Genomic DNA, 19,034 nt, shown 5'->3' on the forward strand with positions numbered 1-19,034 from the left:
GCCGGCCCCCCCCCCCCCCGCGCACAGGCTGCGCCGCGCGCGGCCCCCGTCGCCGAACCCCGGCGCCCCCCCCCGCACCCCCCCCCCCAACCCCCGGCGGGGCTCCTTTGGAGCCCCGCCGGCGATTGGTTCGGGAAGGGTGGTGGGGACGAGCCCCCGGCCAAGCTAGAGGTACTGCTTCAGCTCCCGCCGCGCCAGCGAGCGCTGGTGCACCTCGTCCGGCCCGTCCGCCAGCTTCAACGTCCGTGCCGCCGCCCACAGTTCCGCGAGCGGGAAGTCCTGGCTCACCCCGCCCGCGCCGTGCACCTGCACCGCCTTGTCGAGGATGTCGACGACCGCCCGCGGGGTCGCGATCTTGATCGCCTGGATCTCGGCGTGCGCCCCGCGGTTGCCGACCGTGTCCATCAGCCAGGCCGTCTTCAGGACCAGCAGCCGCAGCTGCTCGACGGAGACCCGGGCGTCCGCGATCCAGTTCTGTACGACACCCTGCTGGGCGATCGGCTTGCCGAAGGCCGTACGGGACACGGCCCGCTTGCACATCAGCTCAATGGCCCGCTCGGCCATGCCGATCAGCCGCATGCAGTGGTGGATACGGCCCGGGCCGAGGCGCGCCTGGGCGATGGCGAAGCCGCCGCCCTCCTCGCCGATCAGATTCGAGGCGGGCACCCGTACGTTGTCGAAGACGACCTCGGCATGGCCGCCGTGCGCGTGGTCCTCGTAGCCGTACACCTGCATGGCGCGCCGGACCTCCAGGCCCGGGGTGTCGCGCGGCACGAGGATCATCGACTGCTGGCGGCGGATGTCGGCGCCGTCCGGGTCGGTCTTGCCCATCACGATGAAGATCTTGCAGTCGGGGTTCATCGCCCCGGAGATGTACCACTTGCGGCCGTTGATGACGTAGTCGTCGCCGTCGCGGTCGATCCGCGTCTGGATGTTCGTCGCGTCGGACGAGGCCACCTCGGGCTCGGTCATGGCGAACGCGGACCGGATCTCCGCGGTCAGCAGCGGCTCCAGCCACTGCTTCTTCTGCTGCTCGTTGCCGAACTGCGCGAGCACCTCCATGTTCCCGGTGTCGGGGGCGGCGCAGTTCAGTGCGGTCGGCGCCAAGTGCGGGCTGCGGCCGGTGATTTCGGCGAGCGGCGCGTACTGCAGATTGGTCAGTCCCGCCCCGTGCTCCGCGTCGGGCAGGAAGAGATTCCACAGACCCTGCTTGCGCGCCTCGGCCTTGAGCTCATCGAAGATCGCCGGGGTGTCCCACGGCGAAGCCAGCTGGGCGCGCTGCTCGTGCTCGATCGCCTCGGCCGGGTAGACGTGCTCGTCCATGAAGGCGAGTAGCTTGGCCCGCAGTTCATCGGTGCGCGCGTCGAATGCGAAGTCCATGGGGTACTCAGCCTTCCTGGAGGGTGGTGAGGCCGTGCTGGATGAAGAGGGGCACGAGATCGCCGATCCGGTCGAAGCCGGCGCCGACGGTCTGGCCGAGGGTGTAGCGGTAGTGGATGCCCTCGAGGATCACGGCGAGCTTGAACCAGGCGAAGGCCGTGTACCAGGAGATGGCGGAGGTGTCGCGGCCGGAGCGGGCGGCGTACCGCTCGATCAGCTCGGCCGCGTCCGGGTGGCCCGCCGCGCCCGCGGTGGTGCTGACGGGGGAGTCGGGCAGCTCCAGCTCGACGCTGTACATCACCAGCAGCCCGAGGTCGGTCAGCGGATCGCCGAGGGTCGACATCTCCCAGTCGAGGATCGCCTTGATCCGGTCGTCCGGGCCGACCAGGACGTTGTCCAGCCGGTAGTCGCCGTGGATGACGGTGGCCGCGGGTGAATCGGGCAGGGCGCGGCCGAGCGCGGCGTGCAGCTCGTCGATGCCGGCCAGCTCGCGGTTACGGGAGGCGTCCAGCTGCTTGCCCCAGCGGCGCAGCTGCCGGTCGAGGAAGCCCTCGGGACGCCCGAAGTCGCCGAGACCCACCGACTCGGGGTCCACGGCGTGCAGTTCCACGAGGGTGTCGACCAGGCCGAGGACCGCGTCCCTGGTGCGCTCGGGGCCGAGCCGGGCCAGCTCCTCGGCCGTGCGGTACGGAGTGCCGTCCACGAACTCCATGACGTAGAACGGCGATCCGATCACCGACTCGTCCTCGCACAGCAGCACCGGCTCGGGCACCGGCACGGCGGTCGGGTGCAGCGCGCTGATCACCCGGTGCTCGCGCTTCATGTCGTGCGCGGTGGCCAGTACGTGCCCGAGCGGGGGCCGGCGGACGACCCAGCGACCGGTGCCGTCGGTGACGGAGTACGTGAGATTGGAGCGGCCGCCCTGAATCAGCCGGGCGCTGAGCGGTCCGCTCACCAGACCCGGCCGCTCGCGGTCGAGATAACCGCGCAGCTGCTCGGGATCGAGGCCTGGCGGGGGGACTGAGCTCATGGTTGGCACCTCCGGGGGCGCATAGAAACGGATCGCTTTCATGATGACCGACCAGTCGGTATGTAGTCCAGTGCGCAGCAGAACCTGGGGCTGGATCACATGCCCGAGCAGCACATTCATCTGTGTCGGTCACATAGGGGAACAAGGTCACTCTCGGGGGACAGCGGTACCGGTACCGCTCAGGCGTGGCAGGCCACCGCTACGCCGCCGTTCATCGCCGCCATGTCGCCGAACACGAGCACTGGATCCAGCGGCGAGCCCTCCGGCTTCCCGTCCAGCTCCGCGTACGCCCGGTGCAGATTCGCCACCAGACGCTCGCTCTCCCGCAGCTCCGCGAAGACCCCGAGATCCGCCCCGCGCGCCGTCTCCAGCGGAGTGCGCCCCTTGGCGTGCCCCTCCTGGGCCAGCTCGGCGACGTACCGCAGATAACGCTCCGTCGCGTCGTAGGCCGACGGGTCGGTGACCGGACCGTGGCCGGGGACCACCGTCGTCGCATCGAGCGAGCGCAGCAGATCCAGTGCCCGCAGGGACCCGCTCAGCGAGCCCATCGGGATGAAGGGCGTGCCGCCCTGGAAGATCAGGTCCCCGGTGAAGACCACTCCTTGCCGCGGCAGATGCACGACCGTGTCGCCGAGAGTGTGCGCGACGCCGCCCGGGTGGATCAGCCGCACCTCGATGTCGCCGACATGGACGGTGAGCCGGTCGTTGTACGTCACGGTGGGGGCGGTGATCGTGATGTCGCCGAAGTCGGTCCGCGGCCACAGCAGATGGAGCTGATGACCTGCCGAGAGCTGCTCGCTGCGGCACAGGTCGTGCCCGATCACCACGGCCCTCGGAGTGAAGACCGCGTTGCCGTAGGTGTGATCGCCGTGGTGGTGCGTGTTGACGATGGTGCGGGGCAGCGGGACGCCGCTCGCCAGGACCGCGTCACGCAGTGCTCGCGCCCGCCGTTCGGTGGCGGCGGTGTCGATGAGGAGGGTCGACTCCCCGTCGCTGACGAACCCCGCGTTGTTCAGGCACCAGCCGCCGTCCGGCTGGACATGGGCGTGCACTTCCGGCGCGAGCTGGACGGTGTACGGATCTGTTGCGGACAACTGAACTCCCCCGAGTCAAGGCCGAACTGGTCGGTAACAGACTGCCAGTTGGGCATGGCGCGGGGGAAGGCGGGAGCCGGCGCTGCTCAGTGGTCGTCCCAGTGTCCGTCGTGCTGGGCGTGCCGGTGTCCGTCGTGGACGTAGTCCACATGGTCACCGTGCTCCACGGCTGGGTGCCCGCAGCCCGGGCCGTGATCGTGCGCATGACCGCTGTGCGAGACATGCTCGCCCGGCTCGCACTCGTCCCAGTGCCCGGAGTGCGCCCTGTGGAGGTGGCCGTCGTGTGCGTAGTCGACGTGATCGCCGTGCGGAACCTCGGTATGTCCGCAGGCCGGACCGTGTGTGTGCTCGTGCGTGGGATGTTCGTGGTGGAGAACGGTCATGACGCTCACCTTTGATGTGATTCGTGGCGTTCTGTCGCTCACCAGGCTAGCCGTGGAGACTCTGGTCATCCTGTATTCCCGGCCCCGTGCCGCGCCCGGGAATACAGGATGACCGCGCACACCGCACAGGCTCACGCGCCGTTCCGCCCGGGGTGCTCGTACTGCCCGGGGTGCTCGTACTGGAGGACCCGGCTTGCGCGAGCGCCGACCACACCTGAGGGTCGGATCATGAAGGCGATCAGCTACGGCCACTACGGCGGCCCGGAGGTCCTGGAGTACGGGGAGTGCCCCGACCCCAAGGTCGGTCCCGACTCCATCCTGGTCAAGGTGCGCGCGGCAGCGGTCAACCCGGTCGACTGGAAGGCCCGCGAGGGCTATCTCGAGGCGATGTTCCAGGCGGTCTTCCCGGTCGTGCCGGGCTGGGACGTCTCGGGTGTGGTCGTCCAACCGGGCATCGCCGCAACGGAGTTCGCCGTCGGCGACGAGGTGATGGGATACGTACGCGAGGACTTCCTGTGCCGCGGCACCTTCGCCGAGTACGTCGCCGCTCCAGTCCGCACTCTCGCCCGCAAGCCGCTGAACCTGAGCTTCGAACAGGCCGCCGGGCTGCCGCTGGCCGGCCTCACCGCCTACCAGGTGCTCAACCGCGCGCTCGAGGTGGGCAGTGGGGACACGGTCCTGGTGCACGCGGCCGCGGGCGGCGTCGGCTCGCTCGCCGTACAGCTCGCCAAGCACGCCGGCGCGCGCGTCATCGGCACGGCGAGCGAGCGCAACCACGACCATTTGCGCGAGCTGGGCGCGGAGCCGGTGGAGTACGGGGAAGGGCTCGCCGACCGGGTGCGCGACCTGGCCCCCGACGGCGTCGACGCGGCCTTCGACACGGTCGGCGGGGACGCGCTCAGGGTCTCGGCCGAGGTGCTCGCGCCCCAGGGCCGCGTCGCCTCGATCGCCGACCGCGAGGTCCTCAGCCTCGGCGGTCACTACTGGTGGGTCCGGCCGGACGCCGCGGACCTGACGGCGTTGGCGGAGCTCGCCGAGCAGGGCGTGATCACCGTCCATGTGGACCGGACCTTCCCGCTGGAGCAGACGGCCGAGGCCCATGCGCTGAACGCGGAGGGCCGCACCCGCGGCAAGATCGTCGTCACCGTCGACTGGGGCGCCTGAACTCAGACGATCATCGCGACCGCGAAACCGGCCAGGGCGACCGTGCAGGCCACAGAGGCCAGCGCGGCCCGGTCCGACAGAACCTGCGGTCTGGGCCCGGCGCCCAGCGCGTGCATCCGCCGGTGGGCCACCCGCAGAAAACCCAGCCACACCAGCGCACTGCAGGCCACCGCCACGAACCCGGCCGTGCTCAGATCGCCGCCGGCCACCTGCCGGGCAGCGAGCACGGCCGCCACGGTGAACGCCAGGGTGGTCCTGCGCCACGCCAGCCGGGTCCGCTCGGGCTGCAGCCCCGGATCGCGCTCGGGCTGGAGCCCCGGACCTCGCTCGGGCTCGGCGGTCAACGCCCGCCCTCCCAGCCGAAGAGCACAACCACCACCATCGCCACCGCGACGACGGCGATCACCATGCTCAGGACGGTCGGGAACCGCGAAACGGGCAGATCCTCGCCCAGCCGCATCGCCCGCTCGCACCGCACCCAGTGATTCACGGCGCGCAGCGCACACAGCACCCCGGCGCCCAGCAGCCCGAACGCCATCCCGGCGCGCATTCCCCAGGCCAGGTCCGGCAGAAACTGATCGACCGCGAACCCCCCGCCGATCAGTGCGAGCGCCGTACGCAGCCAGGCGAGAAAGGTTCGCTCATTGGCGAGCGAGAACCGGTAGTCGGGAGTCTCGCCCTCCTCCCGCACCCGCTGGGGCGCGAACCACAGCCGCAGGCTCCGTCCGATTTCGCTCACATGTCGCACCCTACCTGCGGGGTTGTCAGTGGCCCCGGCTACCGTGCGGCGGCATGGGTGACCAGGTGCACATCCCCGGGCTGTCCTGGCGCGAACTGACCGCCATCGCCGCCGCCGTGCCGGACGGCGCGGAAGGCCTCACCCATCCCGCCGAGCGGTTGCTGATGCTGTTGCCCATGCTGGGCGACATCGACATGCCGCACGACGCCGCGGCGGTCGTCGCCCAGGCGCTGACGGACTGCGGCATACCTCTCAGGAGCACGCGCAGGACGTCGCGGGCAAGATCCTAGACAACTCCTTCTGGCAGCTGCCGAGTCGGGTCGTACGGGACGGCAGTCCGATCCCGGTCTGCGGCAGCGACCACAGCCCCCGCGCGCTGCCCCTGGCGCTCGGCATCACCTCTGATCCGGCCGGGGATCTCGCCGACGTCCTGTCAGGAGGGCCCCGTACCTGACTCCCGCAGCCGTTCGTACGCCGCGAGACCGTCCGGCGTCCACTCCCACTCCGTGAGCCGCCGCTCCAGCTCCTCCTCCGGCAGGAAGTCGTGCCAGGCGATCTCCTCGGCCTGTGGGTGCACGGGCAGCTCGCAGCGGACCTCGTACACGGCCGACCACCAGGTCCGCTCGCCCTTCTCGTACAGGAACTTGAACAGCGGTACGGGCCGGGGGAGTCCGGAGACCCCGAGCTCCTCCTCGGCCTCGCGCAGCGCCGCCTCGTCGTAGCTCTCGCCCGCGCCGACGACCCCGCCCACGAACATGTCGTACAGCGAAGGGAAGACCAGCTTCGTCGGTGTGCGGCGGTGGACGAAGATCCGGCCCTCCGCGTCCCTGACGAGGATGAACGCGCAACGGTGGCGCATCCCGCGGGTGTACGCCTCGCCGCGCGGGGCCTGGCCGATCACCTCGTCGTTCTCATCGACGATGTCCAGGATTTCGTCAGCGGGAGTCATGACTCCATCCAATCACCGGTCGGCCGGGCTGTTGACTAGTTACTGGCCCGTACCGAAGATCGGAACACCGCACGTGCCCATGACACGGCCCGAGCCCGACAAGGATGGAACCCATGGCGTACGACGCTGATGTGATTGTGATCGGGGCAGGGCTGGCGGGCCTGGTGGCCACCGCGGAGCTCGTCGACGCGGGGCGCAAGGTCATCCTGCTCGACCAGGAGCCCGAGCAGTCCATCGGCGGGCAGGCGCACTGGTCCTTCGGAGGCCTGTTCTTCGTCGACTCGCCCGAGCAGCGGCGGATGCGGATCAAGGACAGCCGGGCGCTGGCGCTGCAGGACTGGCTCGGCACCGCGGGCTTCGACCGCGACGAGGACCGGTGGCCGCGCGAGTGGGCCGAGGCATACGTCGACTTCGCCTCCGGCGAGAAGCGGGCCTGGCTGCACGGGCAGGGAATGCGGTTCTTCCCGGTGGTGGGCTGGGCCGAGCGCGGCGGCTACGACGCCACCGGCCACGGCAACTCCGTACCGCGCTTCCACGTCACCTGGGGCACCGGACCCGGCGTCGTCGCGCCCTTCGAACGGCGGGTCAGGGAAGGCGTCGCGCGTGGCCTGGTCCAGCTGAAGTTCCGGCACCGCGTCACCGGGCTGAGCAGCAGCGCCGGAGTGCTGGACACTGTCAGCGGCGAGGTTCTCGAGCCGTCCGCCGCCGAGCGCGGCACCGCGAGCAGCCGTGAGGTGGCCGGCGCCTTCGAGTTCCGCGCGCAGGCGGTGATCGTCACCTCGGGCGGCATCGGCGGCAACCACGATCTCGTACGCGCCCAGTGGCCCGAGCGGCTCGGCACCCCGCCCGAGAAGATGCTCTCCGGCGTCCCCGCACACGTCGACGGGCTGATGCTCGGCATCGCGGAGGGCGCGGGCGCGAGCCACATCAACCGCGACCGGATGTGGCACTACACCGAGGGCATCGAGAACTGGAACCCGATCTGGGCCAGACACGGCATCCGCATTCTGCCCGGCCCCTCCTCGCTCTGGCTGGACGCGCGCGGCAAGCGACTGCCCGTCCCGCTCTTCCCCGGCTTCGACACCCTCGGCACGCTGGAACACATCATGAAGTCGGGTTACGACTACACCTGGTTCGTGCTCGACCAGAAGATCATCGGCAAGGAGTTCGCACTGTCGGGCTCCGAGCAGAACCCGGATCTGACGGGAAAGTCGATCCGCGATGTGATCGGGCGCGCCCGGGCCGATGTCCCGGGCCCGGTGAAAGCCTTCATGGACAACGGCGTCGACTTCGTCGTCGAGCGCGACCTCTCCGCACTCGTACGAGGGATGAACGCACTCACCAAGGAGCCGCTGATCGACGAGGCGGAGCTGCGGCGCGAGATCACCGCGCGGGACCGGGAGATCAAGAACCGGTTCACCAAGGACCTCCAGGTCACGGCCATTCGCGGGGCCCGCAACTATCTGGGCGACAAGCTCATCCGCACGGCCGCACCGCACCGCATCCTCGACCCCAAGGCCGGACCGCTCATCGCCGTACGGCTGAACATCGTCACCCGCAAGTCCCTGGGCGGCCTGGAGACCGATCTGTCCTCGCGGGTACTCGGAGAGGACGGCCGGCCGCTGGCGGGTCTGTACGCGGCGGGCGAGGCGGCCGGCTTCGGCGGCGGCGGGGTGCACGGCTACCGCTCGCTGGAGGGCACATTCCTCGGCGGCTGCATCTTCTCGGGGCGGGCGGCGGGGCGGGCGGCGGCGAAGGCGGTGGGCTGATACTCGCCCGGGCAGATCAAGCCCCTCCGGCGATTGAGGAGCGGGGGTCCGGGGGCGGAGCTCCCGAAAGGCGCGAGTGTGACGAAAGTCTGACGTGCAGCCGATTTTCCTGGCATCCGCGCTTCCGTGGTGTTCGAATCGAAGGGTGACCACACACCACTCCGACGAAGAGGGCGCGCCCGTCGGGCGCCGCTTGGTGCTCGGCATGCTCGGCCTCGGCGCTACCGGTGTCGTGGCGGCGCCGTATCTGCAGCGCGGGCTCGAGTCCTTCCTCGGCGCGGCCTCGGACAAGGACCCGACCGGTCTGAGCGGGCTGCTGCCCAACGGCGGCGGTTTCCGCTATTACTCGGTCGCCTCCTCCGTACCGCGTAAGGACGAGCAGAGCTACCGGCTGACCGTCGACGGTCTGGTCGACCGCCCGGCGACCTACACCATGGACGCGCTGCGCAAACTGCCGCAGACCCGGGTCGTACGCGACGTGCAGTGCGTCACCGGCTGGCGGGTCCCCGACACCCCGTTTGCGGGCGTCAAGCTGTCGCTGCTGCTGGACGCCGCGGGCGTACGCCCCGAGGCCAAAGCGATCCGCTTCAGCTGCTTCGACGGCACGTACAGCGAGAGCCTGACCCTGCCGCAGGCCCGCCGCGACGATGTGCTGGTGGCCCTGCAGATGCAGGACAGGCCGGTCAGCCACTCCCACGGCGGCCCGGTCCGGCTCTATGTCGCGCCGATGTACTTCTACAAGTCGGCGAAATGGCTCTCCGGGATCACCGTCACCAACGGCGTCCGGCCCGGCTACTGGGAGGAGCGGGGCTATGACGTCGACGCCTGGGTCGGCCGGTCCAACGGCCGCACCGACACCCCCACTGTCTGAACGGCCCGCGCGGGTACGTCGGTTCAGCCGCGCCGAGCGCTGGGTGCACCGCACGACCGCCGCGCTGATGCTGCTGTGTGTGGCGACCGCAGCGGCTCTGTACGTACCCCAGATCGCCGAACTCGTCGGTCGCCGCTATCTGGTGGTCACCGTCCATGAGTGGGCCGGGCTGCTGCTGCCCGTGCCGTTCCTGCTCGGGCTCGCCTCGCCCGCCTTCCGAGCCGATCTGCGCAGGCTGAACCGCTTCGGGCCGCACGACCGGACGTGGCTGCGTGCGGCCCGCCGGCGCGACCGCCGTCCCGAGTCCCGTCCTGCGGGCAAGTTCAACGCCGGGCAGAAGGTGTACTCGGCGTGGATCGCGGGCGCGGTGCTGGTGATGCTGGCGACCGGGCTGCTGATGTGGTTCACCCACCTGACACCACTGGTGTGGCGGACCAGCGCGACTTTCGTCCACGACTGGCTTTCGCTGACCGTCGGCATCGTGCTGGCCGGACACATCGGCATGGCGCTCGCCGACCCGGAGGCACGGAGGGGTATGCGTACCGGGTCGGTCGAGCGTCCGTGGGCCAAGCAGGAACACCCGCTGTGGCTGGACGACCGGCTAGAGGACGAGTGACAGCAGCAGTACGAAGCCGAGGCCGACCACGGAGATGATCGTCTCCATCACCGACCAGGTCTTGATCGTCTGGCCGACGGTCATTCCGAAGTACTCCTTCACCAGCCAGAATCCGGCGTCGTTGACATGGCTGAAGAAGAGCGAGCCCGTGCCGATCGCCAGCACCAGCAGGGCCGCGTGCGTGGTCGACATATCGGCCGCGAGCGGCGCCACCAGACCGGCGGCGGAGATGGTCGCCACCGTCGCCGAGCCCGTCGCCAGACGGATGGCCACCGCGATCAGCCAGGCCAGCAGCAGCGCCGGAATCGCCCAGTCCTTGGAGAAGTCCAGGATCATCTGGCCCACGCCGACGTCGATCAGCGTCTGCTTGAAGCCGCCGCCCGCGCCGACGATCAGCAGGATGCCCGCGATCGGGGCGAACGACTTCTCGACGGTGGAGGAGAGCCGTTCCTTGGTGAACCCGGCCGCGCGTCCCAGCGTGAACATTCCGACGAGGACCGCGGCGAGCAGGGCGATGAGCGGCGAGCCGATGACGTCGGTGATGCGCTGGACACCGCTTTCCTTGTTGTCGACGACGATGTCCACCAACGCCTTGACCAGCATGAGGACGACCGGCAGCAGCACGGTGGCCACGGTGGCGATGAAGCCGGGACGCCGGTCCAGGTCTTCGGAAGGACGCTGCGGAATCATGCGCTCCGGTGCCGGGATGTCCACCCAGCGCGCGGCGAATCGGGAGAAGACAGGGCCCGCGATGATCACGGTCGGGATGGCGACCACCAGACCCAGCGCCAGCGTGACGCCGAGGTTGGCGCCGATGGCGTCGATCGCGACCAGCGGTCCGGGGTGCGGCGGGATCAGCCCGTGCATCACGGAGAGGCCGGCCAGGGCCGGGATGCCGATCCGCATGAGCGAGTAGTTGCCGCGCTTGGCGACGAGCAGCACCACCGGGATCAGCAGCACGATGCCGACCTCGAAGAAGAGCGGCAGCCCGATCACCGAGGCGATGAGCACCATCGCCCACGGCATGGCGCGCCCGCCCGCCTTGGCGAGGATCGTGTCGACGATCTGGTCCGCGCCGCCGGAGTCCGCGAGCAGCTTGCCGAGGATCGCACCGAGCGCGATGAGCACGCCCACACCGGCGACAGTGGTTCCGAGGCCGGTGGTGAAGCTGACTATGGCCTTGTCCAGCGGGGCGCCGGCGAACGCGCCGAGAGCCAGTGAGCCGATGGTCAGCGCCAGAAAGGCATGGAGCTTGAACTTGGTGATGAGAAGGACGATGACGGCGATGCCCGCGAGGACGGCGATGCCCAACTGCGCGTTGCCGGCCGAAGTGATCGTTTCGGTGGCGTCCGCTGCCAGCGTCTCGACGCTGAGACTGGTCACGATGGCGATTCCTTAGCTCTCGAGCCGGCGCAGCGCGGCGACGGCCCGTTCGGTTATTTCTTCCGGGGTGCCGGACACATCGACGGCGACGCCCGCCTCGTCGTCCCCGAGCGGCTGGAGCGTGGCGAACTGCGAGTCCAGCAGCGCGGCGGGCATGAAGTGGCCCTTGCGCTCGGACATCCGCTGCTCGACGAGCGCCCGGTCGCCGGTGAGATGGAGGAAGACGGCACCGGGCGCGGCGGCCCGCAGCCGGTCGCGGTAGACCCGCTTGAGCGCGGAGCTGGACACCACTCCGCCGAGGCCCGCCCTGCCGTGCGCCCACTGCCCGATGGCATCGAGCCAGGGCCGGCGGTCCGTGTCGTCCAGCGGGGTGCCGGCCGACATCTTGGCGATGTTCGCCGGGGGATGGAAATCGTCGCCCTCGGCGTACGGGACGCCCAGTACGGCGGCGAGCAGGGGACCGATCGTGGTCTTGCCGGTGCCTGCCACGCCCATCACCACGACGACGTGGGGGGTGCTCATTACGTGCCTCGCTGTCTTCGTCGACATCGGTCCGTCGCGCTACTGAAACCCATTAGGTATGACGTATTCAAGAGGTTGAGATCTAAACGTCATACTTTTCGTCCCCGAATCGTGCCCCGTACTCTTGCCCCATGACCACTGAGGGCCGGGGGCTCCATACGCATGTGCTGGACAACCTCGGCCTCGCGATCACCGCGGGCGAGTATCCACAGGGCAGCGTGTTGCGCACGGACGAGGTGGCACAGCGCTTCGATGTCTCGCGCACCGTCGTCCGCGAAGTGGTCCGGGTCCTGGAGTCGATGCACCTCGTGGAGTCCCGGCGCCGGGTCGGTGTGACTGTCCGCCCGACCGAGGAGTGGAACGTCTACGACCCGCGGGTCATCCGCTGGCGGCTGGCCGGCACCGACCGCCCGCGCCAGCTGCGCTCACTGACCGTGCTGCGCTCGGCCGTCGAGCCGGTCGCGGCCGGGCTCGCCGCCCGCAACGCCACCCCCGAGCAGTGCGTCGAACTCACCGAGTGCGCCCTGGGCATGGTCGCCACCTCGCGCGGACACCAGCTCGAGGGATATCTGAAGCACGACATCGCCTTCCACCGTGTCGTGCTCAACGCCTCCGGCAACGAGATGTTCGCGCGGCTCGGAGATGTGGTCGCCGAGGTCCTCGCCGGCCGTACGCACCACCAGGTGATGTTCGACGACCCCGATCCGGCGGCCGTGACTCTGCATGTCCAGGTCGCCGAGGCGGTCCGCGAGGGCGACGCGGTCCGGGCCGAGGAGATCACCCGCCGGATCTCGGTCGGGGCGCTCGCGGAACTGGATGTGCTGGCGCCCTGAGGCGTCCGGCGCCGCCGTACCCCCGACGAGGCGAGTGCGTGCGCGACCTTGGTTTACTGGGCCGTAACCTCTGAAATACCTCAGATCTATTCCTGCGTGACCTAGGCCACTGCCAAAATCGCAGGGTTGCCCTGATTATGTTCCGGGTTATGTGCCCTCGGGCCATAACAGGGTGACCACCCCCCACCGGTTACGGCCGGGACGCCCACCCCTCCCCTCACGAAGGCGAACTTCTCCATGAGTGACCGCACCACTGCGGCCGAAACGCTCGCCGCCGGGGCACCGGCGAAGAGCTCCCCCCACGTCGACGCAGGCGACGCCGGCTACAGCAAGGACCTCAAGTCCCGCCACATCAACATGATCGCCATCGGCGGAGCGATAGGCACCGGCCTGTTCCTCGGCGCGGGCGGCCGAATGGCCGACGCGGGTCCTTCGCTGGCCATCGCCTACGCGGTCTGTGGTGTCTTCGCCTTCTTCGTCGTCCGCGCGCTCGGCGAGCTGGTCCTCTACCGCCCCTCATCCGGCGCCTTCGTCTCGTACGCCCGTGAGTTCATGGGCGAGAAGGGCGCCTTCGCGGCCGGCTGGCTCTACTTCCTCAACTGGTCGACCACCGCGATCGCCGACATCACCGCGGCCGCCACCTACGCCCACTTCTGGGCCATGTTCAGCGATATCCCGCAGTGGGTCCTCGCGCTGATCGCACTCGCCGTCGTCCTCACCGCGAACCTCATCTCGGTGAAGTACTTCGGTGAGATGGAGTTCTGGTTCGCGATCATCAAGGTCGCCGCGCTGGTCGCCTTCATGATCGTCGGCATCTTCCTGGTGGTCACCCAGCACCCGGTCGACGGCCACACCCCCGGCTTCTCCACCATCACCGACAACGGCGGCATCTTCCCGACGGGCATGCTGCCGATGCTGCTGGTGATCCAGGGTGTCGTCTTCGCGTACGCCTCCGTCGAGCTGTGCGGCGTCGCCGCGGGTGAGACCGAGAGCCCCGAGAAGATCATCCCCAAGGCGATCAACTCGATCATGTGGCGTGTCGGTCTGTTCTACGTCGGCTCGGTGGTGCTGCTCGCGCTGCTCCTCCCGTACACGGCGTACTCCGGCGACCAGAGCCCCTTCGTCACCGTCATGGACAAGCTCGGCGTCCCGGGCGCGGCCGGCGTGATGAACCTCGTGGTGCTGACCGCGGCGCTCTCCAGCCTGAACTCGGGCCTCTACTCCACCGGCCGCATCCTGCGCTCCATGGCGCTGTCGGGCTCCGCACCCAAGTTCACCGGCCGGATGAACAAGGGCCAGGTGCCCTACGGCGGCATCCTGCTGACCGCAGGCTTCGGTGTGCTGGGCGTTGCGCTCAACTATGTCGTGCCCGGCCAGGCCTTCGAGATCGTCCTGAACCTGGCGTCGATCGGCATCCTCGGCACCTGGGGCATGATCATGCTCTGTTCGCTGCTGTTCTGGCACCGCGCGCAGGACGGCCGGGTCACCCGCCCCGCCTACCGGCTGCCCTGGGCCCCGTACACCCAGATCGTCACGCTGTTCTTCCTCGCCACCGTGGCCTTCCTGATGTGGTGGGGCGGCGGTGTAGGCCGTACGACCGTGATGTTCCTGCCGCTGATCGCGGCGGCGCTGGTCGGTGGCTGGTACCTGGTCCGCGGCCGGGTGAGCGCCATCGCGCAGGAGCGCCAGGACGCCTGACCGAATCATTCCAGGAGAACGGCCCCCGCGAGATCGCGGGGGCCGTTCCCGTACCGGTCAGCCGTGGTGCGGACCGTGGCCCGCGCGGTGACAGTCCATAGTGGTGGTCGACTTCACATGCGAAGAAGGGCAGGTTCTCTATGTCGCAGCAGGTGCAGGGCGTGGTCGCGCCAGGGAAGAACGAGCCGGTACGGGTCGAGACAATCATCGTCCCCGACCCCGGACCCGGAGAGGCCGTGGTGAAGGTGCAGGCGTGCGGCGTCTGCCACACCGATCTGCACTACAAGCAGGGCGCGATCAACGACGACTTCCCCTTCCTGCTCGGGCATGAGGCCGCGGGAGTGGTGGAGTCGGTCGGCGCGGGCGTCACGGACGTCGCTCCCGGCGACTTCGTCGTCCTCAACTGGCGTGCCGTGTGCGGACATTGTCGCGCCTGTCTGCGCGGCCGCCCCTGGTACTGCTTCGCCACGCACAACGCCGAGCAGAAGATGACGCTGACCGATGGCACCGAGCTCTCCCCGGCGCTCGGCATCGGCGCCTTCGCCGAGAAGACCCTGGTCGCCGCCGGCCAGTGCACCAAGGTCGACCCGGCGGTCTCGCCGGCTGTCGCGGGTCTGCTGGGCTGCGGCGTGATGGCCGGCATCGGTGCCGCCATCAACACCGGCCAGGTCGGCCGCGGTGACTCCGTCGCGGTCATCGGCTGCGGCGGTGTGGGCGACGCGGCTGTCGTCGGCGCACGCCTGGCGGGCGCGGCCCGCATCATCGCCGTCGACATCGACGACCGCAAGCTCGAGACGGCGAAGAGGATGGGCGCAACCCACACCGTCAACTCCCGTTCCGGCGACCCCGTCGAGGCGATCCGCGAGCTCACCGGAGGCTTCGGCGCCGACGTCGTCATCGAGGCGGTCGGCCGACCGGAGACGTACGAACAGGCCTTCTACGCCCGTGACCTGGCCGGCACGGTCGTTCTCGTCGGTGTGCCGACGCCCGAGATGAAACTGGAGCTGCCGCTCCTCGATGTCTTCGGCCGCGGCGGCGCGCTCAAGTCCTCCTGGTACGGCGACTGTCTGCCGTCCCGTGACTTCCCGATGCTCATCGACCTCCATCAGCAGGGCCGTATCGACCTCGGCGCGTTCGTGACCGAGACCATCGGACTCGGCGACATCGAGAAGGCCTTCGCCCGGATGCACGAGGGTGACGTACTGCGTTCGGTGGTGCAGTTCTGATGAACCCCCGGAACTGCAGGATCGACCATCTGGTCACCTCCGGCACCTTCTCGCTCGACGGCGGCACCTGGGACGTCGACAACAACGTCTGGATTGTCGGCGACGACCAGGAGGCGATCGTCATCGACGCCGCCCATGACGCCGCGGCCATCCTCGATACGCTCGGCGACCGTACGCTGCGCGCCATCGTCTGCACCCACGCGCACAACGACCACATCGACGCCGCTCCCGCCCTCGCCGCCGCCACCGGCGCGCCGATCCTGCTCCACGCCGACGACCTGCCGCTGTGGAAGCAGACGCACCCGGACCGCGCCCCCGACGGCGAACTCGTCGACGGCCAGGTGCTGGAAGTCGCCGGGACACGGCTGCGCGTATTGCACACACCCGGCCATGCCCCCGGTGCCGTATGCCTCTACGCGCCCGAGCTGTCCACGGTCTTCACCGGCGACACGCTCTTCCAGGGCGGCCCCGGCGCCACCGGCCGGTCCTTCTCGCACTTCCCGACGATCATCGACTCGATCCGGGACCGGCTGTTCACACTGCCGCCGCAGACCGTGGTGCTCACCGGGCACGGCGACGCGACCACTGTCGGAGACGAGTCACCTCAGCTCGTGGAGTGGATTCAGAGGGGCCACTGAGTCAGTCGTAGCCTGCTCTCGAAGCGGTACGGCTCTCCCGTCACCGGGTCGGTGAACTCCAGCACCTTCGCCAGGAGTTGAAGGGGACGGGAGTAGTCGTCGGGCCCCGCCTCCTGGACGACCGGATAGACCGGGTCGTTCAGGAGCGGCAGCCCCAGGCTGTTCATATGGACCCGCAGCTGATGCGTGCGGCCGGTGGCCGGGAGCAGCCGGTACCGGCCGAGCCCGGCGCGGTGCTCGAGCAGCTCGATCCGGCTCTCGCTGTTCGGCTCGCCCGGCTCCTCGCGCGCGGCCATCACCCCGCGCTCCTTCATGATTCTGCTGCGTACGGTGCGGGGCAGCGCCACCGCCGGGTTGTACGGTGCCACCGCCTCGTACTCCTTGCGCACCTCCCGGTCCCGGAACAGCGTCTGGTACGCGCCCCGGTCCCCGGGCCGTACGACGAAGAGCGCGAGCCCCGCGGTCAGCCGGTCGAGACGGTGCGCGGGCTGCAGCTCGGGCAGTTCCAGATCGCGGCGCAGCCGGGCGAGCGCCGTCTCGGTGATGTGCCGGCCGCGCGGCGTGGTGGCGAGGAAGTGGGGCTTGTCGGCGATCACGAGACGCTCGTCGCGGTGGACGATCCCGACTCCGAAGGGGACGGGCTCCTCGGGGGCGAAGTCCCGGTGGAACCAGAGATACCGGCCGGCGGTGTAGGGCTCGTCGGCGGCGACAGGACCGTCCGTACCGACGATGCGGTCCTCGCGGAACATCGCGTCGACGGTTTCGGCGCCGATGGCGTCGGCGTACCGCCCGGCGACATGGTCGCGCACCGTCGCCCAGGCGCCGTCCGGATCGGCGGGCAACCGCAGCCGCACCGGGTCGATCCCGTCGCGCTGGGGGAGCGGCGCGGCCGGGGCTCTGTGTCTGCGTCTCACCGACGTGACTGTATGCCCACTACATCGGATGCCGATATCGGATGCCGGTGGAACGGGGGCCGGAGCCGAGGCCGCTGCCATCCACCCCGCACAACGCCCGCTTCGGCTGCGCCCCGGCCGCGCGCGTACGGAAGACGCAAGGCACCCAGGGGTACAAAAAGATCCCCACGGGCGTCCGTGGGGATCTTGATTGTGTTGATTGTGTCCGAGGGGGGACTTGAACCCCCACGCCCGATAAAGGGCACTAGCACCTCAAGCTAGCGCGTCTGCCATTCCGCCACCCGGACCAGGTGTCTGTCTCGCGGCGCTGGGCCGTTCCGACGTGGAAAACCATAGCAAACATTCGACTGTGCTCGATCACGCCCGGATCCGGTGTGACGGCCGTGTGACGGCGGACAGTCGCCCTTGGGGTACGGGGCGGGGCGCGGGAGGATGAGGGGGAACCACCAGCAGCGACAGTGGGAGGAATCAGCGTGAGCGAGTCGAACAGGGCCGACAAGACCAAGCCCCTTTCGGGTGAGGACGAGGTCGTCGACCTCTGCCGTGAGCTGATCCGGATCGACACGAGCAACTACGGCGACCACTCGGGCCCGGGGGAGCGGGCCGCCGCGGAGTATGTCGCGGAGAAGCTCGCCGAGGTCGGACTCGAGCCGCAGATCTTCGAGTCCCACAAGGGCCGCGCCTCCACAGTGGCCCGTATCGAGGGTGAGGACCCGTCGAGGCCCGCGCTGCTCATCCACGGCCACACCGACGTCGTACCGGCCAACGCCGACGACTGGACGCACCACCCCTTCTCCGGCGAGATCGCGGACGGCTGTGTGTGGGGCCGGGGCGCGGTCGACATGAAAGACATGGACGCCATGACCCTGGCGGTCGTACGGGACCGGCTGCGCAGCGGCCGCAAGCCCCCGCGCGACATCGTGCTGGCCTTCCTCGCCGACGAGGAGGCCGGCGGCACGTACGGGGCGCGGCATCTGGTCGACAAGCACCCGGATCTCTTCGATGGCGTGACGGAGGCGATCGGCGAGGTCGGGGGCTTCTCCTTCACGGTCAACGAAAATCTGCGGCTCTATCTCGTCGAGACGGCGCAGAAGGGCATGCACTGGATGCGGCTCACTGTGGAGGGCACCGCCGGCCACGGGTCGATGACCAACAACGACAACGCCATCACCGAGCTCTGCGAGGCGGTCGGCCGGCTCGGTCGGCACAAGTGGCCGGTACGGATGACCAAGACCGTACGGTCCTTCCTCGACGAGCTCTCCGACGCGCTCGGCACACCGCTCGACCCGGAGGACATGGAGGCGACGCTCGCCAAGCTCGGCGGCATCGCCAAGATGATCGGCGCCACGCTGCGCAACTCCGCCGCCCCCACCATGCTCGGCGCCGGCTACAAGGTGAACGTGATCCCCGGGCAGGCGACCGCACATGTCGACGGGCGCTTTCTGCCGGGGTACGAGGAGGAGTTCCTGGCCGACCTCGACCGGCTGCTGGGCCCGCGGGTCAAGCGGGAGGACGTGCACGGGGACAAGGCGCTCGAGACCAGCTTCGACGGGGATCTCGTCGACGCCATGCAGATCGCGCTCAAGGCCGAGGACCCGATCGCCCGGGCCGTGCCGTACATGCTCTCCGGCGGAACCGACGCCAAGTCCTTCGACGACCTCGGCATCCGCTGCTTCGGCTTCGCGCCGCTCAAGCTGCCGCCGGAGCTGGACTTCGCGGGCATGTTCCACGGGGTGGACGAGCGGGTTCCGGTGGACGGCCTGAAGTTCGGTGTACGGGTGCTTGACCGATTCCTGGACCAGTGCTGAACCGTATCGGGGTCAGA

At 69.5% G+C, this 19,034-nt stretch carries 20 protein-coding genes and 1 tRNA gene; 10 read left to right on the top strand and 11 right to left on the bottom strand.

All coding sequences use genetic code 11. The features are described from left to right. Window positions 1-165: 165 nt before the first annotated feature. The 4 genes from AB0D12_RS09570 to AB0D12_RS09585 form a co-directional block, all read right to left on the bottom strand. A complete protein-coding gene (locus AB0D12_RS09570; RefSeq protein WP_362678850.1) occupies window positions 166-1,380 on the bottom strand; it encodes an acyl-CoA dehydrogenase family protein in 1,215 nt (404 codons plus the stop codon). Window positions 1,381-1,387: 7 nt separating this feature from the next. After that, on the bottom strand, window positions 1,388-2,410 hold the full coding sequence (locus AB0D12_RS09575) for a phosphotransferase family protein (protein WP_362678853.1): 1,023 nt from the start codon (window positions 2,408-2,410) through the stop codon (window positions 1,388-1,390). 179 nt (window positions 2,411-2,589) lie between these two features. After that, window positions 2,590-3,504, bottom strand: a complete 915-nt coding sequence (locus tag AB0D12_RS09580) for an MBL fold metallo-hydrolase (protein WP_362678856.1) — start codon at window positions 3,502-3,504, stop codon at window positions 2,590-2,592. Window positions 3,505-3,590: 86 nt separating this feature from the next. Next, window positions 3,591-3,887, bottom strand: coding sequence for a hypothetical protein (locus AB0D12_RS09585; RefSeq protein ID WP_327322488.1), 297 nt, complete (start codon window positions 3,885-3,887; stop codon window positions 3,591-3,593). A 228-nt stretch (window positions 3,888-4,115) separates the two neighbouring features. On the opposite strand from AB0D12_RS09585, the gene AB0D12_RS09590 reads away from it, so the two are divergent. Then, window positions 4,116-5,051 carry an NADP-dependent oxidoreductase gene (locus AB0D12_RS09590; protein WP_362678859.1) on the top strand — a complete coding sequence of 312 codons (936 nt, stop codon included), beginning with the start codon at window positions 4,116-4,118 and terminating at the stop codon, window positions 5,049-5,051. Window positions 5,052-5,053: 2 nt separating this feature from the next. Here AB0D12_RS09590 and AB0D12_RS09595 read toward each other — a convergent pair whose 3' ends face one another. Both AB0D12_RS09595 and AB0D12_RS09600 read right to left on the bottom strand, forming a co-directional pair. Continuing rightward, entirely contained in the window at window positions 5,054-5,395 is a 342-nt protein-coding gene (locus tag AB0D12_RS09595; RefSeq protein ID WP_362678862.1) for a DUF202 domain-containing protein, read from the bottom strand. Further along, the gene (locus tag AB0D12_RS09600) at window positions 5,392-5,790 is read right to left on the bottom strand and encodes a DUF202 domain-containing protein (RefSeq protein WP_362678865.1); all 399 of its coding nucleotides are present in this window, start codon (window positions 5,788-5,790) and stop codon (window positions 5,392-5,394) included. Before AB0D12_RS09600 ends, AB0D12_RS09595 begins: the two co-directional genes overlap by 4 nt. 53 nt (window positions 5,791-5,843) lie before the next feature. Between AB0D12_RS09600 and AB0D12_RS09605 the strand changes: the two genes are divergently transcribed. After that, window positions 5,844-6,080 carry a hypothetical protein gene (locus AB0D12_RS09605; protein WP_362678868.1) on the top strand — a complete coding sequence of 79 codons (237 nt, stop codon included), beginning with the start codon at window positions 5,844-5,846 and terminating at the stop codon, window positions 6,078-6,080. Between the two features lie 143 nt (window positions 6,081-6,223). On the opposite strand, the gene AB0D12_RS09610 is transcribed toward AB0D12_RS09605, so the two are convergent. Then, a complete protein-coding gene (locus AB0D12_RS09610; RefSeq protein ID WP_362678871.1) occupies window positions 6,224-6,739 on the bottom strand; it encodes an NUDIX domain-containing protein in 516 nt (171 codons plus the stop codon). Window positions 6,740-6,852: 113 nt separating this feature from the next. On the opposite strand from AB0D12_RS09610, the gene AB0D12_RS09615 reads away from it, so the two are divergent. The 3 genes from AB0D12_RS09615 (at window position 6,853) to AB0D12_RS09625 (ending at window position 9,995) form a co-directional block, all read left to right on the top strand. Further along, window positions 6,853-8,508: an FAD-binding dehydrogenase gene (locus tag AB0D12_RS09615; protein WP_362678874.1), complete on the top strand. Its 1,656-nt coding sequence runs from the start codon at window positions 6,853-6,855 to the stop codon at window positions 8,506-8,508. A 205-nt stretch (window positions 8,509-8,713) separates the two neighbouring features. Next, the gene (locus tag AB0D12_RS09620) at window positions 8,714-9,379 is read left to right on the top strand and encodes a molybdopterin-dependent oxidoreductase (protein WP_362679701.1); all 666 of its coding nucleotides are present in this window, start codon (window positions 8,714-8,716) and stop codon (window positions 9,377-9,379) included. Then, window positions 9,321-9,995 carry a cytochrome b/b6 domain-containing protein gene (locus AB0D12_RS09625; protein ID WP_362678877.1) on the top strand — a complete coding sequence of 225 codons (675 nt, stop codon included), beginning with the start codon at window positions 9,321-9,323 and terminating at the stop codon, window positions 9,993-9,995. The genes AB0D12_RS09620 and AB0D12_RS09625 overlap by 59 nt, the downstream gene beginning before the upstream one ends. Here AB0D12_RS09625 and AB0D12_RS09630 read toward each other — a convergent pair. Continuing rightward, window positions 9,981-11,378, bottom strand: coding sequence for a gluconate:H+ symporter (locus AB0D12_RS09630; protein WP_362678880.1), 1,398 nt, complete (start codon window positions 11,376-11,378; stop codon window positions 9,981-9,983). The two genes, AB0D12_RS09625 and AB0D12_RS09630, sit on opposite strands and share 15 nt — an antisense overlap. A 12-nt stretch (window positions 11,379-11,390) precedes the next feature. Continuing rightward, entirely contained in the window at window positions 11,391-11,900 is a 510-nt protein-coding gene (locus tag AB0D12_RS09635; protein WP_362678883.1) for a gluconokinase, read from the bottom strand. Window positions 11,901-12,031: 131 nt separating this feature from the next. On the opposite strand from AB0D12_RS09635, the gene AB0D12_RS09640 reads away from it, so the two are divergent. The 4 genes from AB0D12_RS09640 (at window position 12,032) to AB0D12_RS09655 (ending at window position 16,295) form a co-directional block, all read left to right on the top strand. After that, entirely contained in the window at window positions 12,032-12,733 is a 702-nt protein-coding gene (locus AB0D12_RS09640; protein WP_362678886.1) for an FCD domain-containing protein, read from the top strand. 237 nt (window positions 12,734-12,970) lie between these two features. Beyond that, complete coding sequence (locus AB0D12_RS09645; RefSeq protein ID WP_362678889.1) at window positions 12,971-14,431, top strand: amino acid permease; 1,461 nt, start codon at window positions 12,971-12,973, stop codon at window positions 14,429-14,431. A 140-nt stretch (window positions 14,432-14,571) separates the two neighbouring features. Then, window positions 14,572-15,657 carry an S-(hydroxymethyl)mycothiol dehydrogenase gene (locus tag AB0D12_RS09650; protein WP_362678892.1) on the top strand — a complete coding sequence of 362 codons (1,086 nt, stop codon included), beginning with the start codon at window positions 14,572-14,574 and terminating at the stop codon, window positions 15,655-15,657. Then, complete coding sequence (locus AB0D12_RS09655) at window positions 15,657-16,295, top strand: MBL fold metallo-hydrolase (RefSeq protein WP_362678895.1); 639 nt, start codon at window positions 15,657-15,659, stop codon at window positions 16,293-16,295. The genes AB0D12_RS09650 and AB0D12_RS09655 overlap by 1 nt, the downstream gene beginning before the upstream one ends. Here AB0D12_RS09655 and AB0D12_RS09660 read toward each other — a convergent pair. Then, the gene (locus tag AB0D12_RS09660; protein WP_362678898.1) at window positions 16,280-17,209 is read right to left on the bottom strand and encodes an RluA family pseudouridine synthase; all 930 of its coding nucleotides are present in this window, start codon (window positions 17,207-17,209) and stop codon (window positions 16,280-16,282) included. The genes AB0D12_RS09655 and AB0D12_RS09660 overlap by 16 nt on opposite strands. Window positions 17,210-17,411: 202 nt before the next feature. Continuing rightward, window positions 17,412-17,496: transfer RNA gene (locus AB0D12_RS09665), tRNA-Leu, on the bottom strand. Between the two features lie 186 nt (window positions 17,497-17,682). Between AB0D12_RS09665 and AB0D12_RS09670 the strand changes: the two genes are divergently transcribed. Further along, on the top strand, window positions 17,683-19,017 hold the full coding sequence (locus AB0D12_RS09670) for a M20/M25/M40 family metallo-hydrolase (RefSeq protein ID WP_362678901.1): 1,335 nt from the start codon (window positions 17,683-17,685) through the stop codon (window positions 19,015-19,017). The last annotated feature ends 17 nt before the right edge of the window (window positions 19,018-19,034 follow it).

This window comes from Streptomyces sp. NPDC048479 (assembly GCF_040651435.1).
Taxonomy (GTDB): Bacteria; Actinomycetota; Actinomycetes; order Streptomycetales; family Streptomycetaceae; genus Streptomyces.